Source organism: Kribbella sp. NPDC049584 (assembly GCF_040675555.1).
Lineage (GTDB): Bacteria > Actinomycetota > Actinomycetes > Propionibacteriales > Kribbellaceae > Kribbella.
In genome coordinates this window covers 339,654-354,848 of sequence record NZ_JBFAPF010000008.1, presented here as the reverse complement: position 1 = coordinate 354,848, position 15,195 = coordinate 339,654, and the positions used below count along the sequence as shown (strand labels likewise).

Genomic DNA, 15,195 nt, shown 5'->3' with positions numbered 1-15,195 from the left:
ATTCCAGCGGCTTCGCGCGCCATTTTCGCGTATCTTCGATGCATGAGACTGCCGAGCCCGCATCTTTGACGTTCTGACAGAGGTCTGTTCGCCCGGGTTGTCGCCTTCGAGGCGTTCCAGGACTTCATCCCGCTCTACCCGCTGTACCAGCTGCTGTTCGCCGATCACGGACTGTCGGCTGCCCAGATCTCGACGCTGTTCGTCATCTGGTCTGCGACCGCGTTCGTCCTCGAGGTGCCGTCCGGCGCCTGGGCGGATACCTATTCACGGCGCAAGCTGCTGGTTCTCGGCGCCCTGATCAGCTCTCTCGGGTACGCCGCGTGGATCACGCTCCCGTCCTTCGCCGGCTTCGCGCTGGGCTTCGTCCTCTGGGGTACGTCGTCCGCACTGATCTCCGGTACGTACGAAGCCTTCGTGTACGACGAACTCGCCGCGCGGGACCGCACCGAGCAGTATGCGACCGTGCTCGGCCGGGCACGGTCTGCCTCGTTCATCATGAACCTCGCCGCGACCGCTCTCGCGACACCACTGTTCGCGCTCGGCGGCTACACGCTCGCCGGAATCGTCAGCGTGCTCAGCGGCCTGCTGCAGGCGGTCGTTGCGTGGACGCTGCCTGAAGCGCGGGTCGTCGAGACCGCTCGCGAGGCGGATGAGCCCGGCACTCGAGCAGCCTTCGCCGTTTACCTCCGCGTCCTCCGGACAGGTGTGACCGAGGTGCTGCTCAGCCGGTCGGTGCGCAGGGCGGTGGCGCTGGTGGCGTTGCTGGGCGGGTTCCTGGCGTTCGATGAGTACTTCCCGCTGCTCGGCCGGGAGGCGGGTGCGACGACCGGTGCGATCCCGCTGCTGATCGCGGGAACCGTTGCCGCGCAGGCGATCGGCAGCGCGCTCGCGGGACCGGCGTACAAGTTGCCCGCAGCAACTTTTGCGGTGGGGCTCGGGGCGACGGCTGTGCTGATCGCGGTCGGGGCGCTGAGCGGGTCGGTGTGGGGATTCCTGCCGATCGCAGTCGGTTACGGGCTTATGCAGCTCGTCATCGTGGTGTCGGAGTCGCGGTTGCAGGACGCGATCACCGGACCGGCGCGGGCGACCGTGACCTCGGTGTCGGGCTTCTTCGCCGAGATCTTCGCGATCGCGGTGTACGGCGGGTTCGCGCTCGGATCGCTGTGGTTCACGATGTCGGTGCTGGTCGCGGGTCTGACGATCCCGGTCCTGCTCACGGCGTTCGTCGTACCGTTCGCGCTGCCGGAGCCGCGGAGTTCGGTGGCCGCCGAAGTGTCCGACACCTAGCCTCACACCATGGTCCCCGATGACGTTGTATCAGCATGAAGAAGCAGGGTGTGCTGGCCGCTGGTGCGGCTGCGGTCACGGTGGTGCTGTGGGCGTCGGCGTTCGTGGCGATCCGCCACGTCGGGCAGGAGATCTCGGCCGGTGCGCTCTCGCTCGGGCGGTTGCTCGTCGGCAGTGTGCTGCTCGGGATCTTCGTGTTCGCACGGCCGCGGCGCTGGCCTGCTCGTGGTGACTGGAAGTTCCTGGTGGCCTGTGGCCTGCTCTGGTTCGGCGTCTACAACCTCGCGCTGAACGAGGCTGAACGCCACCTCGACGCGGGCACGACGGCCATGCTCGCCAACATCGGACCGCTGCTGATCGCCTTGCTCGCGGGTGTCCTTCTCCACGAGGGATTCCCGCGTCAGTTGGTGATGGGGAGCATCGTCGCGTTCGGCGGGGTGGTCCTGATCGGGCTCTCGTCGTCCAGCGGCAGCGCCGAGACGTGGGGCGTTGTGCTGTGCCTCGTCGCCGCGGCGGCGTACGCGATCGGTGTCGTTTCGCAGAAGCCGCTGCTCGCGCGACTGCCCGCGCTGGAGGTGACCTGGCTGTCGTGCGTGATCGGCGCGATCGCGTGTCTGCCGTTCGGGCCGACGCTCGTTCGTGAGACGGCTGATGCACGACCTTCGACGATCTGGTGGGTCGTGTTCCTCGGCGCCTTCCCGACCGCGATCGCCTTCACGACCTGGGCCTACGCTTTGGCGCGTACGACGGCCGGCCGGATGGGCGCCACGACGTACATGGTCCCGCCGATCACGATCTTCCTCGGCTGGCTGCTGCTGGGCGAGAGCCCGGCGCCGCTCGCGTACGGCGGTGGCGCGCTGTGCCTGGTCGGGGTCGCGATCTCGCGCTACCGGCGGCGTGCGGTTTCCGCGATGCCCGCAGTCAGTGTGGAGAGCCCGGACTCGAACCCGCCGTCGAAGTCGTAGGCGAGGCCTTCGACGCCGAGTCCGTCGACGATCCTCGTCAGCGTCGGCGCCTTGTCCGCCGGAAGGGCTCGCACGCGGGTGAGTAGGTCGGGCGCCAGTTCGAACGTCTGGGCCCGGACCGACGCCTCGCCCAGGCTGAACCCGTGGATGAAGTCGATCAGCGTGTTGGCCGCCTCGAAAATCTGACGCGGTGACAAACCCGCCCGGTCGAGCGCGCGGTAGAACGGCTCCATCGTGACCACGACGACGTCCGAGACGGCGGATGTGTCCGACAGCACCTGCAACGCCAGGTTGGGATGTTGCCGGAGGCCGTTGCGATAGGCACGCGCCGCCTGCTTGAGCTGCTCGTCCCACGGCACCGCGTCGCCGGGGTCGGGCAGTTCCAGCCCCGCGAACACGAGCTCCGCGAGGCCGGCCAGCACTGCGGCTTTGTTCGGCAGGTGGTGGTACAGCGACATCGGGTTGACCTGCAGCGTCGATGCGAGTCGCCGCATCGTCAGCGCGTCGATGCCCTCGTCGTCGACGATCCGCAGCGCCGCGGTCAGGATCGCCTCGCGGCTCAGCCGCTCCTCCCCGGCGCGGGGCCGTCCGGAGCGCTTGCCGACATTAACCATACGTCGTATGGTACATAATCGTACAGCGTATGGATTAGGAGGAGCGATGAAGCCGTTGGCGCGGAAGGTGGCGTTGGTCGCCGGGGCCACCCGGGCGGCCGGGCGGGGGATCGCGGTCGAGCTCGGCGCGGCCGGCGCGACCGTGTACGTGACCGGCCGGACCACCCGGAGCCGGCAGTCGGAGATGAACCGGCCGGAGACGATCGAGGAGACCGCCGAGCTGGTCGACAAGGCCGGCGGGCGCGGCATCGCCGTACCGGTGGATCATCTCGATCCGTCGCAGGTGCGTGAGCTGGTGGCGCGGATCGAGGCCGAGCAGGGCGCGCTGCACATCCTGGTGAACGACATCTGGGGGCAGTTCGGTGAGCCTGAGTGGGACAAGACCGTGTGGGAGAGCTCGCTGGACAACGGTTTGCGGTTGCTCGAGCTGGGGGTGAACACGCATGCGATCACCAGTCACTTCGCGCTGCCGTTGCTGATCAAGACGCCTGGCGGGCTGGTCGTCGAGATGACGGACGGCACCAACGAGTACAACGCGTCGAACTATCGGGCCTCGTTCTTCTACGACGTCGCGAAGGGCGCGGTCAGTCGGATGGCGTTCGCGCTGGCGCACGAGTTGAAGCAGTACGACGCGACCGCCGTCCTGCTCACGCCGGGATGGCTGCGGTCGGAGGCGATGCTCGACGGGTTCGGCGTACGCGAGGAGAACTGGCGGGACGCGACGGCGAAGGTCCCGCATTTCGCGATCTCCGAGAGCCCGTCGTACGTCGGCCGCGCGGTGGCGGCGCTGGCTGCGGACCCCGACGTACGGCGGTGGAACGGCAAGTCGACGTCGAGCGGGGAACTCGCTCGGATCTACGGGTTCACCGACTTGGACGGCAGTCGTCCGGATGCTTGGCGCTACATCGTCGAGGTGCAAGGCGCCGGCAAACCCGCTGATACCACCGGCTACCGCTAGAGCTTGTACGGCGGGCACACCTCGTCACCGGTGCCGTTCGAGGCAACCGGGATCGCGTCGGCCGACAATGCAGCATGCGGATGCGCGGCCGCGATCGGCACACCCATCGCGGCCGCCATCGCCAGCACTTCCCGCCGCGAGGTCACGGCTTGCGCGGGATCCCGCTCGTACACATAGGTGAGCTCCGGCCACCGAGCCTGCGCCGGATGCACCAGCACATCACCACCGAGCACGGCCCGATCCGTCACCACCGACTGATGCCCAGGCGTATGCCCCGGCGTCGGCACCAGCCGCATCCCCCGCAGCGCGATCTCCCCGTCCACCACCCGCAACTGCCCGGCCTCCTCGATCGGCCGGATCCTCTTCAGGTACGTCGACCCGCCGCGCACATGCTCAACCTCGTCCCGCTGCACGACATACTCCGCCCGCGGAAAAGCTGGCTGGACCCCATCAGAAGCCCATCCCACGTGATCCAGATGCACATGCGTCAACACCACCGCATCCACGTCCGCGACCTCCACCCCCACCTTCCCCAACAACCCAGGCAACCGCCCGGCCACCCCCAACCACTCAGCCGCCTCCCCACCAGCCGGCCCCACGCCCGCATCCACCAACACCAGCCCGTCACCCGAACTCACCAAGTAACTATGGAAATGCAACAACCACCCACCCGCCCGAACGTTCCCCGGCACCACCCGCCCCGTCCACTCCTCCGCCCCCAACCCCCAGCCCGGCAGCGCCTCCCCAACCGCTTCAGGAAACACCGCCACCGCATCACACAACACCGTCACATCCACCAAGACCTCCGGCTCAACCGATCCACGGCTTCTCAGCGGCCCATCCGACCGGGAACCCCAGCTCGCGAAGTCGGCGCCCGCAAGCCGGGATCTCCGTAGTGATCAGACCGCGGATCTCCTTGGCCCAGTTGGATCCGTGCCCCAGGCGAGACAGCAGGAATCCGACGACGCACAGCGTCGAGTAGATCCGGAAGTGGGACACCTGATGATCGGTCAGATGCCGCAGGTCCGGGATCGGCCGCAGGTGGCTCGGAGCGAGCTGGTCGGCGAGATTTCTGTTCCATAGGCGAGAATGATGGGCGCAGACGTTGCGGACGTAGTTGAGCACCCGCAGCCAGTTGGCCAAAGCGGCTCCATTGCCGTCGCCGTGCCGGTCGAGAACGCCCAAGCGTGCCGCGATCTCGTTCCGATCGGCGAACTGCAGACCCTGGAACAGGTGGCTCATCGCGCCGAAGTCGAGGATCTCGGTCATCACCCAGACTGGCAGGCGGCCGTCGTACTTGTGCTGGAAATGCAGGACGAAGTCCTCGGACGATCTGATCTGCGCGGTCAAGACCTTGCGCAACCAACGCTCGTACGTGCTGGGGTGCCGGCCGTCTGACCGAGTGAACCGGCCGTCCAGGTTCGCGGGGTCGAGATGGGCGTAGGCGCCGTGCCGGCCAAGGGTGAATCCGATCATGACCCGAATCCCGATCTCGATCCGCTCCAGCGCATCGAGCAACTGAAGCTTCAGCCGGCGATCAACGTCGTAGAGTCGCACGACTTGCCCGAACGTAGTGCCTTCGAGGAAGTGGTCGTCCCGAAGGGCGCCGTCGAGCGGGCGGCGATAGGAGTACCAATAGCCGCTGAGACGGTAGTACCCGATGACGCTCAGCAGGCGCTCTGCCTCGGCTTCGTCGTCGACGATCAGGCCTCTGCTCTTCAGCAGTCCGACCTGGTCGGCGAAAGACAGGTGTGGCTTGGTGTAGACGGTCACGGAAGGCCCCCAGGAAAAGAAAACCAGCCCGTGCCCTGAGGGCAGAGGGGCTGGCCGTGTTGATAGAAGGATACACCGGGGACTGGGCAGGTTGCCGCGAGAATGTGCGCCTGTGGATCTCAGGCGAGGAGCATCCAGGTTGCCAGGGTGGTCATGATCAGGGCTATGGCGGAGTCGAGGAATTGCCAGGCTCGGGGGCGGGCGAAGAGGGTGGTTAGTTTGGCAGAGAAGAAGCCTAGGGCGAAGAACCAGGTGAAGCTGGCGGCTACGGCGCCCAGGCCGTAGAGCCAGCGGCCGTCGGTGCCTCGTTGGTTGGCCAGGGAACCCAGGAGTACGACGGTGTCCAGGTAGACGTGCGGGTTGAGGTACGTGAAGCCCAGGCAGGTGAGTACGACGCTGCGGAGGGCGGCGGGGGCGTGGTCGGCGGGGGTGATCGCGCCGGGGTTGAAGGCTCGCCTGGCGGCCAGGGCGGCGTACGTGTAGAGGAAGGCGGCGCCGCCGAACTTGGCGATGTCGAGGGCGAGTTGGCTGCGGGTAAGGAGGGCGCCAAGGCCGAGGATGCCGCTGGAGATCAGCAGTGCGTCGGAAAGTGCGCAGGTCAGGACCACCGGAAGGACGTGCTCGCGGCGCAGGCCCTGGCGGAGGACGAAAGCGTTCTGGGCGCCGATCGCGACGATCAGGGAGATCGAGGTGGCGAATCCGGCGAAGAGGGGCATGTCTTCGACGGTAGGCAGTTGTGCGGCTTCAAACCAGCTAAAGATTCTGAAGTAGCATTAGCATTGCTTCATCATGCAGTTCGACTCCGTGCAGCTCGAGACGTTCGTGGCCGTCGTTGACGAGGGCAGCTTCGACGCGGCGGCCCGGCGTTTGCGCGTCACGCCGTCCGCGATCAGCCAGCGAATCAAGGCCTTGGAGAGCCGCCTCGGTCAGGTCGTGGTGATGCGCGGCAAGCCGGCCCGGGCTACCGCCGCCGGTGAGGCGCTGCTCCGGTTGGCCCGCCAGGTCTCCCTGCTCGAGCTCGAGGCGATCGCGGCCGTCCGCGGTACGGTCGACGCGCAGCGCATCCCGCTCGCGGTGAACGCGGACTCGCTCAACAACTGGTTCCTGCCCGCGATGCTCGACCTGTCCCGCACGCACAACGCCCGGTTCCTGGTGCACCAGGAGGACGAGGAGCACTCGGCGGAGTACCTCCGCAACGGCACGGTCCTGGCCGCGGTCACCGCCGATCCGCGGCCGGTGCAGGGCTGTCGCGTCGTACCGCTCGGCAAGATGCGGTACCTCCCGCTCGCCACCCCGGAGTACGCCGAGCGCTGGCTGACCGGGAAACCGTTGCCGGAGGCACTTGCCGAGGCGCCGATGGTGGTGTTCAACGAGAAGGACGTGCTGCAGCATCGGCTGCTGCGCAAGGTGACCCGGCGGAAGCTCGATCCGCCGTCGCACGCGATCCCGGCGTCCGCGCCGTTCCACGAGGCGGTCCGGATCGGGCTCGGCTGGGGGATGATCGAGGACCAGCTCTCCGGATCCGAGCTCGCCGCCGGCCGCCTGGTAGAAGTTGCCCCAGGCAAATATATCGACGTGCCGTTGTACTGGCAGCACTGGAAGCTCGAGTCCGGCATCCTGGACGCACTCACGGACGCGGTGCTGCGGGCCGCACAGGAAGGTCTTCGTACGTCGTGAGCTCGATCGCGTTCCCGACCTTCAGCGACATGTCCCGAATCATGTTCCGCCACGGCAGGTACGGCATCATCCGGAAGGTCAGGTTGCGCAGCCTCATGAACCACTTGCTCGCCGGGATGAACCACATCGCGCCGTCGACCGCCTGCTTCTGACACGCCGCCACGAAGTCCTTCATCCGTACGTCGTACGCGGCGAACGCCCGCTCGTGGTCCCCGCCGGCCGCGTGCAACTCACCGGCGAGTACGTAGGCGCCGACGACGGCGAGGCTCGTGCCCATCCCGGACAGCGGCGAAGCGCAGTACCCGGCGTCGCCGACCAGCGCGACGCGGCCGCGTGAGTAGCTGTCCAGCTTGATCTGGCTGATCGAGTCGAAGTAGAAGTCCGGCGCGGTCCGCATCCCCTCGAGCAGGGTCGGCACCTCCCAGCCGAGGTCCTTGAACTGTTCCTCGACGATCGCCTTCTGCGCCGGCACGTTCCGCCGGTCGTACTTCACGTCCGACGAGGTGAAGTAGAACAGCGCCTTCGCCTCGCTGTTGTCGCGGGCGCTGTAGGTGCCGACGGTCTTGCCCGGCACGTTGAAAATCTGGCCGGTGTGGTCGAGGTCGAGGTGGTTCTCGACGGTGCAGACCGAGGCGTAGTACCCGAGGTCGTGGAGGTACGACGACTCCGCGCCGAACGCCAACCGCCGTACGTTCGAGTGCAGCCCGTCGGCGCCGATCACGAGGTCGAAGCGCCCCCGCATGCCGCTCTCGAACGCCACGTCGACGCCGTCCGCGTCCTGGCCGAGCGACACGATCGAGTCGTCGAAGAGGTACTCCGTGCTGGTCTTCGTCAGGTTGTAAAGGATGTCGACCAGGTCGCCGCGGAGGATCTCGAGCTCGCCGCTGAACGCCTCGGACGAGGTGGTTGCGGCCACCTTCCCGGACTCCTTCACGTACGTCATCGTGCCCATCCGGGTCGCCTTCTCCTCGACCTCGGACAGGATGCCCATGCGCTCGAGCACGGTCATCGACGCGCCGCGGAAGTCGACCGCGTAGCCGCCGGCCCGTGGCGCCGGCGCGCGCTCGACCACGGTCGTGGTGAAGCCATACCGCTGCAGCCAGTACGCCAGGGCCGGACCTGCCACGCTCGCGCCGGAAATCAGAACTGTCGTCATCGGAACCCCTCCAGAAGTGGTTGCTGTGCCACGACTGTACGACGGTCTTAGACAACTGTGCAAGACGTTTGTGTGAGACGGACGTGTTAGGGTTCTGGCATGGGTAACCGCGAGGCGCTGGTCGAGAGCGCGAAGGCGTGTCTGCTGCAGAAGGGCTACAGCCGGACGACGGCGCGCGACATCGCGATCGGGGCCGGGGTGAGCCTGGCCGCGATCGGTTACCACTTCGGTTCCAAGGAGACGCTGCTCAACGAGGCGCTGCGAGCGCTACTCACCGACGAGTGGGCGACCGAAGTGGCCGGCGCGGCGGGCACGCGCGCCGGTGATGACCGTGCTGCGGTCGTGGGTGGACCGCACGAGCAGTTCGTCGCGACCTGGCGTCAAATCATCGACAGCCTGTCCAACCCACGCACGAAGGCGTTGTGGGCGACCCAGTTCGAGGTCCTCAGCCTCGGCGCGAGCATGCCTGAGCTGGTCGCGGAGTTGACGAAGATGCAGGGCGAGGCGCGCGAGGGTCTGGCGCACCTGTTCGGCGGCGTCGATCCGGATGCCGACCCTGAACAGGTCCAGGCGATCGGCTCACTTCTCCAGGCGCTGCTGCTCGGCGTGGTCGCGCAGGGCATGTTCGATCCGGACAGCGCGCCGACCGGTGAGCAGCTCGCTCAGTCGCTCCGTGCGCTGGCCGACCGGATCAGTCCCAGCGCATAGCCATCGGATTGTCTGCCGGGATCAACCCGGTCGACATCAGTACGGCGCTCATCGGCCGTACGACGTCGTGCAACTCGCTGGCTCGTTCGTCGCCCAGCGCGCGCCAACCCTGGTCGGCCAGCGCATCCGTGGTGTCTTCCACCTGCTGGCGCAGCGCTCGCCCGGAGTGGGTGAGCGCACCGTCGGCGTCGAGCAGTCCGCGGCGTCGCAGATCGTCCGAGGCGGCGGCCCACTCCTCGTCGCTCCACCGGCGGTTGAGATGGAAGACCTCTTTGGACGGACCGCCAGCAGCAGAGATTGTCACCAACGCCTGACACGGATTGAGCTCGGCGGCGACCAGCGCCGCGACATGCCCGTCACCGCGCGACTCCCGCAGGATCGTGGTCGCGTGCCACAGCACGAGATGCGGCTCGTCCGGCCACTCCAGCGCGGCATTGGCCGCCGCGATCGGCCGTCCGGCAACCGGCGCGAGCTCGGCCGCCCGCCTCGCCAACTCGGCTGCTCGCTTGACGGCTTCACCAGACCATACGGTTTGGTATGGCGGCTCGTCCGGGAACAACCGGCGTACGGCGTTGTCCACAGCCGTCAGTCGCGCGTCGAGCAGTTGTTCCGGCGTCGCGTAGCTCCACGCGTCCGGCAGAGAACGGGCGACCATCGCCGGGTGGAAGTTGTAGAACATCGCGGCGACGAGCTCGGGCCCGACCGCGCCGAGGGGAGCCGCCCGGCAGCCGAAGTAGCTCATCCAGCCGCCCTTGAGCCCGAGCGCGTCGGTCGCCTGCCGCGTCTCCGGCGAGAAGTACGTGATCGCGTGAAACGGCTCGAGCGCCTTCCACATCCGGCGCGCCCTGGTCATGGGACGAGTCGCCGCATCAGCACGGTCATGGCAAGGGACGGTACATGACGTGCAGTCCGACGTACCCGAGCCTGGGGTGGTCGAACGCCTCCGGGACGGTGCCGGCGATGCGGAAGCCGAGCGACTGCCAGAGGTGTACGGCGGGTTCGTTCGTCTCCACGACCGCGTTGAACTGGATCGAGCGGAACCCCGATCGTCCAGCCCACTCGATCATGTCCTCACACAGCAGGCGGCCGACGCCTCGTCCGCGAGCCTTGCTGTCGACCATGAAACTCGCGCTGGCGACATGCGCGCCGGGACCGGGCCGGTTCGGGTACATGTTCGCGCTGCCGAGAACGGTGCCGTCGGCATCGATCGCGACCGTGGTCCGGCCACGCGGGAAGTTCATCGGCGCCATCCACATCGCCCGGGCGTCGTCCTCGGTGATCGCCGGGTCGTAGGTGTACGTCTCCCGCGCGGTCACGATCTGCTGGAAGATCGGCCAGATGGCGGGCCAATCGGCGTCGGTCGCGTTCCTGATCTGCACAGTCATCGTAGGAGAAGGATCACCCGATGTTCCCCGGATGCCAAGGGGATTCCCGATAGACTGTCTGAGGATGAGAATCTCCGTGATCCAAGGGCTGCCGCGCTGGACTCTGGTCGTGCCGCCGCTCGTTTTCCTTGACCTTCTGCTGACCTGGCATCGCCACCTGGGCGCGGTTCTGCTGATCCTCGTGTGCCTCGGTCTCGGCGCCTCGGTGATCGCGGCCGTCCATCACGCCGAGGTTGTCGCGCACCGCGTCGGTGAACCGTTCGGCACGCTGATTCTCGCGCTCGCGGTGACCGTGATCGAGGTCGCGCTGATCGTCACGCTGATGGCGCCGGGTGGGGAGAAGACCGCCTCGCTGGCCCGCGACACCGTCTTCGCCGCGGTGATGATCACCTGCAACGGGATCCTCGGGCTGGCTCTCGTTGTCGGCTCGCTGCGGCACCGCGTGCAGGAGTTCCGCGTGCAGGCGTCGTACTCCGCGCTGACCGTGATGACTGCCCTGGTCACCTTGAGTTTGGTGCTGCCGACGTTCACAACGAGCGCGCCGGGGCCGCGGTTCAGCTCGGCGCAGCTCGCGTTCGCCGGCGTGACGTCGTTGGTGCTGTACGGCGTCTTCGTGTTCATCCAGACGATCCGGCACCGCGACTACTTCCTGCCCGTGCGTGCCGACGGGGACAGTGACGTCGACGACGAGGATCAGCACGCGGCCGCGCCGAGCGGCAAGACCGCGCTGCTCAGCCTCGGACTGCTGTTCGTCTGTCTGATCGCGGTCGTTGGTCTGGCCAAGACTGTTTCGCCGAGGCTCGAGTCTGCGGTGGAGTCGGCCGGCGCGCCGCTGCCCGTGGTCGGTGTCGTGATCGCACTGCTGGTGCTGCTGCCGGAGACGGTTGCCGCAGTACGCGCGGCACTGCGGAACCGCCTCCAGACCAGCGTCAACCTGGCGCTCGGCTCAGCGCTCGCCAGCATCGGACTGACCATCCCCGCGATCGCGCTCGCGTCCATCTGGCTGAGCGGACCGCTCGTCCTCGGGCTCGACGGCAAGGAGATGGTGCTGTTCGCGCTTACGGTTGTCACCGCGATGCTGACGCTCGCGACCGGGCGCGCCACGCTGCTCCAGGGAGCCGTTCACCTCGCGGTGTTCAGCGCGTTCCTCTTCCTTGCGGTAAGCCCCTGAGGTAGTCGACCACCGCCTGCTGGTGGTTGTGCTCCGCCCAGCCGAGCGCGTTCCCGTTGTAGTTGGGATCGCGCAGCTCCGGGTCGGCGCCGAGCTCGATCAGCTTCTTGACCGTCTCCAGGTGACCGTTGAGCGCCGCGCGGTGGATCGGCGCCGCGCCGCCGGAGATCTCATTCAGATCGAACCCGAGCCGCTGCAGCGGTTCCATCGCCTCGGTGCGTCCGATCTCGGCGGCCCGAACGGGCAGGTGACGTTGGCGAGCCACCGCCCGCGCCGCGAGCCCGGCGTCGATGTTCGATGTCTCACCGCGCATCACCGCGGCGTACACCTCGTCGATCTCGTCCAGCGGTGCCGCTCCTCGGGCGCGCAGCAGCTCCGCGATCTCCGTATGCCCTTGGATCGCGGCCAGTTGGTACGGTCGAGTGCCGCCGAACACCGGATGTCTGGTGCCGGTACCCTCAGGGTCGGTGCCTTGGGCAAGCACCAGCTCGGCCCGGTGTAGCAGGCCCGCCCAGCAGGCGAACACCAGCTCGTCCTCCAGCAGTTGCTGCGGAGTCGGGTGCGCGGTCGTCATCCGTTCGTGCCACGGACCGCCGTCGCCGCGGCCCAGTCCGTACTCGATCAGCAGCTCCAGATGAACATCGTCGTACGGCGGGGGACAACCGGGACCGCAGTTGTACATGGTCTGGCTGTCGTTCGGATCAGCGCCTGCGTCGAGCAGTACGCGAGCAAGTTCGACCCGGTTGTGATGCGGTGGTTGGTCGCCCTCACCGCGACCGAAGACGCCCGTGATCGCGGTGAACGGTGACGGCATTCCTTGCCAGAGGTATCCGGCGTTCGGATCGGCACCGTTCTCGAGGAGGAGACGCGCGATCTCGACCTGATTGGGCGCATCGAGGCGGCTGTACGTGAGGTAGAGCAACGGCTCCCAGCGATACGGTCCACCTTCCTTCGCCGCATTGGACAGGTCCGCGCGTACGCCGTCGAGGTCGCCGGCAACGACCTTGGTGTAAATGTTGCTCTGGGCAATCTCTGGGAACCGGTCCAGGAGATCACGTGCGGATCGTTGGCGGGCCGGATCGTCCTGCCCGTAGTGCAGGGTCGCCAGGCGAAGGAACTCGTCGGCTCGTTGCTCCGGAGTATCGAGCGGACCGCCAACGGACTGACGATGCGGTGACCGGCTGTACTTGTCCACCAACTCCAGGTGCAGCACGATCCTCGGCCAGCTGGGGAATCCGTAGCTGCGGGCAACGACCAGCTGCGCATCGGCCAGTGTCTGGACAGGGTGGAACTCGTCCGCGAGTGCGATCGCCTCGCGGTCCCCGGCGCGGACGCCCTTGAGCAGCGCTTTCGCCTGCTTGCGAAGGTGTCCGAGGTGTGGGTCGTCCGGAAGATTTCGGGTCGGCATCACCGACCTCCTCTCTACGAGCCTGCTGTCCGCGTCGTCAGGCGAGAAAGGAGGTGAACAACTGCCACAACCGTGCTCATTTCAGGTGGGCTGAGCCCTTCCCGCGGACCGGCGGCACCCTGAGTGCCTGTCCGCGAGCCTATCTCAGAGCGGCTTTTCCATCCACCATTCGGTGAACTCGTGTGCCCGGTCCCGGTCCAGCCGGATCACCCACAGGTTGCTGAACTCGGCCGGCGGATTGGTCAGGTACGTCGTCCAGCCGCGCACGAAGCCGACCCCGTCACCGAACCCGAGCACCTGGTACTCGAAGTCCGTCTCGCCAGGACCGTCCGCGACGTCGAGCCAGGCCGCCACGATCGCGTCCCGCCCGAGCACCGGCGCCTCGTCCGGACGCCGGTACCAGGCGGCGTCCTCGGTCCAGAGCGCGGCGATATGCGCGGGATCGTTGCTCTCCCACGCCCTCCGGTACCGGTCGACCCAGCGGTCGAGGTCCTTCTCCTTCATGAGATCCGGCGGTTGTTCAGTACGACGGCAGCCGGCGTCGCCAGTACTTCGGGATGCTCGCGCGGATCGGCGTCGTACGTGACGAGGTTGCCTACGCCGGTGAGACCGAGGAAGTCCTGCGCGCCGGTGGAGGCTGCGGTGAGGGCCTGCTCGACGGACAGCCCGTGCTTCACCAGGAGGTCGATCTCGGCAGCGACAGTGCCGACCACATCGGATCCGGTTAGCACGCAGACGCCGTACTGCTCGGCGAGCGGCAGGATCGACGCCAGGTACTCGGAACGGCCTCGGCGGCGAGCCGTCTGCTCGGGGGTCTCGTTCGGGCTCGGGCTGACCGAGGCGCACAGCGTCGGGGTCCACGCGCCGCCGCGGGCGCCGAGGTTTTCCAGGTCCCGCTCGGTGAGCGCCGTACCGTGTTCGACCGAATCGATGCCGACCCGGATCAGATCGCTGACGTGGTCGGTGTTGACGTGTGCCGCGACCCGGGCGTCACGGGAGTGGGCCAAGTCGACCATGGCCTCAACCACGTCCAGGCCGTAGGTCGGACTGACCTTGCTGCCACGGATCGGCCCGTCCGGACCCACCTCGGGGAAGTCACCGACCAGCTTCAGCCAGGTGGCGCCGTCGGCGATCTCGGCCTCGACAGCGGCGAGCAGGTCCTCGGGAGCGACCGGCTTGTACGCCTGCGGGAAGTAGCAGCCTTCCGGCGCGAGGAACCGGCCGGCCGCGAGGACGAGCGGGCGGCTGTCGTCGGGCGTGCGCGCCAGCTCGAGCGTGATCTCCCGGTTGCCGCCGACATCCCGGACCGCGCTCACGCCGGCACCGGCCAGCTCACCGAGCCGCTCCGCCGCGAAGTCCGCGCCGCGCAGCACGGGTCCGTTCGGACCTGCGGCCATGGTCAGGTGGCAGTGCGAGTCGACCAGACCCGGTACGCCGTACCGCCCGGGCAGCACCTCGCCGATCTCGCCTGGACCGAACGTGACGCGCGCGGCGTCGCCGGACGGGAGCACGGTTCCTTCGAAGACCCAGGTCGCCATGGTTCCCATCCTGCCCCAGCAGAGATCCACGTCACGTGATCTCTGACTTGAACATGTTCAAAAAGTCGGCGTACGGTCAGAGCGTTAGAGATTTGAACCTGTTCAAGAAGAGTGGGGAAGAGATGGACATGACGGTGACGACGTACCTGGTCTACCTGGCCATTGCGGTGCCGTTGACGATCTGGGTGGCGCGAACGCTGAGCCGCAACGGGCGGATCTTCCTGGTCGACGTGTTCCACGGCAACGAGGACTTCGCCGACGCGGTGAACCGGCTGCTCGTGGTCGGGTTCTACCTGGTCAACCTCGGGTTCGTGACGCTGTTCCTGCGGGGCGGAAGTGCGGTCGACGACGCGCGCGGGGTGTTCGAGCAGCTGAGCGTCAAGCTTGGGATCGTGATGCTGGTGCTCGGGGTCGTGCATCTGACCAACGTCTGGATCTTCAACAAGATCCGCACCCGCAGCCGGCTCGAACTGCAGACGACCCCGCCCGTGTCGCCCAACGACACGGTCCAGCCGGTGACGATGACCGAGCAAGCCGCGCGGTACGGGTATTGAA

General features: G+C 67.4%; 17 protein-coding genes. 7 read left to right on the top strand and 10 right to left on the bottom strand.

Features of this window, described 5'->3' with window-relative positions:
• Positions 1-84 precede the first annotated feature (84 nt).
• Together AB0J62_RS27140 and AB0J62_RS27135 are read left to right on the top strand one after the other, a co-directional pair.
• Positions 85-1,287, top strand: a complete 1,203-nt coding sequence (locus AB0J62_RS27140) for an MFS transporter (protein ID WP_363877026.1) — start codon at positions 85-87, stop codon at positions 1,285-1,287.
• Between the two features lie 35 nt (positions 1,288-1,322).
• The gene (locus tag AB0J62_RS27135) at positions 1,323-2,252 is read left to right on the top strand and encodes a DMT family transporter (RefSeq protein ID WP_363876898.1); all 930 of its coding nucleotides are present in this window, start codon (positions 1,323-1,325) and stop codon (positions 2,250-2,252) included.
• Here AB0J62_RS27135 and AB0J62_RS27130 read toward each other — a convergent pair.
• Positions 2,174-2,866: a TetR/AcrR family transcriptional regulator C-terminal domain-containing protein gene (locus tag AB0J62_RS27130; RefSeq protein ID WP_363876895.1), complete on the bottom strand. Its 693-nt coding sequence runs from the start codon at positions 2,864-2,866 to the stop codon at positions 2,174-2,176. The two genes, AB0J62_RS27135 and AB0J62_RS27130, sit on opposite strands and share 79 nt — an antisense overlap.
• A gap of 46 nt (positions 2,867-2,912) precedes the next feature.
• Here AB0J62_RS27130 and AB0J62_RS27125 point away from each other — a divergent pair, with 46 nt between their 5' ends.
• On the top strand, positions 2,913-3,824 hold the full coding sequence (locus AB0J62_RS27125; protein ID WP_363876892.1) for an SDR family oxidoreductase: 912 nt from the start codon (positions 2,913-2,915) through the stop codon (positions 3,822-3,824).
• Here the strand turns inward: AB0J62_RS27125 and AB0J62_RS27120 are convergent.
• The 3 genes from AB0J62_RS27120 to AB0J62_RS27110 all read right to left on the bottom strand — a co-directional run bounded on the left by AB0J62_RS27120 (position 3,821) and on the right by AB0J62_RS27110 (position 6,313).
• Positions 3,821-4,462, bottom strand: coding sequence for an MBL fold metallo-hydrolase (locus AB0J62_RS27120; protein ID WP_363876889.1), 642 nt, complete (start codon positions 4,460-4,462; stop codon positions 3,821-3,823). The genes AB0J62_RS27125 and AB0J62_RS27120 overlap by 4 nt on opposite strands.
• Before the next feature lie 172 nt (positions 4,463-4,634).
• Positions 4,635-5,597, bottom strand: coding sequence for an Abi family protein (locus AB0J62_RS27115; protein ID WP_363876886.1), 963 nt, complete (start codon positions 5,595-5,597; stop codon positions 4,635-4,637).
• A 119-nt stretch (positions 5,598-5,716) separates the two neighbouring features.
• Entirely contained in the window at positions 5,717-6,313 is a 597-nt protein-coding gene (locus AB0J62_RS27110; RefSeq protein ID WP_363876883.1) for a LysE/ArgO family amino acid transporter, read from the bottom strand.
• 73 nt (positions 6,314-6,386) lie between these two features.
• Here AB0J62_RS27110 and AB0J62_RS27105 point away from each other — a divergent pair, with 73 nt between their 5' ends.
• Positions 6,387-7,274 (top strand): LysR family transcriptional regulator ArgP, encoded by an 888-nt coding sequence (locus AB0J62_RS27105; RefSeq protein ID WP_134110843.1) that lies wholly within the window; start codon positions 6,387-6,389, stop codon positions 7,272-7,274.
• Here AB0J62_RS27105 and AB0J62_RS27100 read toward each other — a convergent pair.
• Positions 7,225-8,430: an FAD-dependent monooxygenase gene (locus tag AB0J62_RS27100; protein ID WP_363876879.1), complete on the bottom strand. Its 1,206-nt coding sequence runs from the start codon at positions 8,428-8,430 to the stop codon at positions 7,225-7,227. The two genes, AB0J62_RS27105 and AB0J62_RS27100, sit on opposite strands and share 50 nt — an antisense overlap.
• A 99-nt stretch (positions 8,431-8,529) precedes the next feature.
• On the opposite strand from AB0J62_RS27100, the gene AB0J62_RS27095 reads away from it, so the two are divergent.
• On the top strand, positions 8,530-9,138 hold the full coding sequence (locus AB0J62_RS27095) for a TetR family transcriptional regulator (protein WP_363876876.1): 609 nt from the start codon (positions 8,530-8,532) through the stop codon (positions 9,136-9,138).
• On the opposite strand, the gene AB0J62_RS27090 is transcribed toward AB0J62_RS27095, so the two are convergent.
• The gene (locus AB0J62_RS27090) at positions 9,122-9,991 is read right to left on the bottom strand and encodes a hypothetical protein (RefSeq protein ID WP_363876873.1); all 870 of its coding nucleotides are present in this window, start codon (positions 9,989-9,991) and stop codon (positions 9,122-9,124) included. The genes AB0J62_RS27095 and AB0J62_RS27090 overlap by 17 nt on opposite strands.
• Positions 9,992-10,016: 25 nt before the next feature.
• Positions 10,017-10,523 (bottom strand): GNAT family N-acetyltransferase, encoded by a 507-nt coding sequence (locus tag AB0J62_RS27085; protein ID WP_363876870.1) that lies wholly within the window; start codon positions 10,521-10,523, stop codon positions 10,017-10,019.
• Between the two features lie 64 nt (positions 10,524-10,587).
• On the opposite strand from AB0J62_RS27085, the gene AB0J62_RS27080 reads away from it, so the two are divergent.
• A complete protein-coding gene (locus AB0J62_RS27080; RefSeq protein ID WP_363876867.1) occupies positions 10,588-11,694 on the top strand; it encodes an ionic transporter y4hA in 1,107 nt (368 codons plus the stop codon).
• Here the strand turns inward: AB0J62_RS27080 and AB0J62_RS27075 are convergent.
• The 3 genes from AB0J62_RS27075 to AB0J62_RS27065 all read right to left on the bottom strand — a co-directional run bounded on the left by AB0J62_RS27075 (position 11,660) and on the right by AB0J62_RS27065 (position 14,640).
• A complete protein-coding gene (locus tag AB0J62_RS27075) occupies positions 11,660-13,102 on the bottom strand; it encodes an ankyrin repeat domain-containing protein (protein WP_363876863.1) in 1,443 nt (480 codons plus the stop codon). The genes AB0J62_RS27080 and AB0J62_RS27075 overlap by 35 nt on opposite strands.
• A gap of 144 nt (positions 13,103-13,246) precedes the next feature.
• Complete coding sequence (locus tag AB0J62_RS27070; protein WP_363876860.1) at positions 13,247-13,606, bottom strand: nuclear transport factor 2 family protein; 360 nt, start codon at positions 13,604-13,606, stop codon at positions 13,247-13,249.
• Positions 13,603-14,640: an amidohydrolase family protein gene (locus AB0J62_RS27065; protein WP_363876857.1), complete on the bottom strand. Its 1,038-nt coding sequence runs from the start codon at positions 14,638-14,640 to the stop codon at positions 13,603-13,605. Before AB0J62_RS27065 ends, AB0J62_RS27070 begins: the two co-directional genes overlap by 4 nt.
• Positions 14,641-14,768: 128 nt before the next feature.
• Between AB0J62_RS27065 and AB0J62_RS27060 the strand changes: the two genes are divergently transcribed.
• Positions 14,769-15,194: a hypothetical protein gene (locus AB0J62_RS27060; RefSeq protein ID WP_363876853.1), complete on the top strand. Its 426-nt coding sequence runs from the start codon at positions 14,769-14,771 to the stop codon at positions 15,192-15,194.
• The last annotated feature ends 1 nt before the right edge of the window (position 15,195 follow it).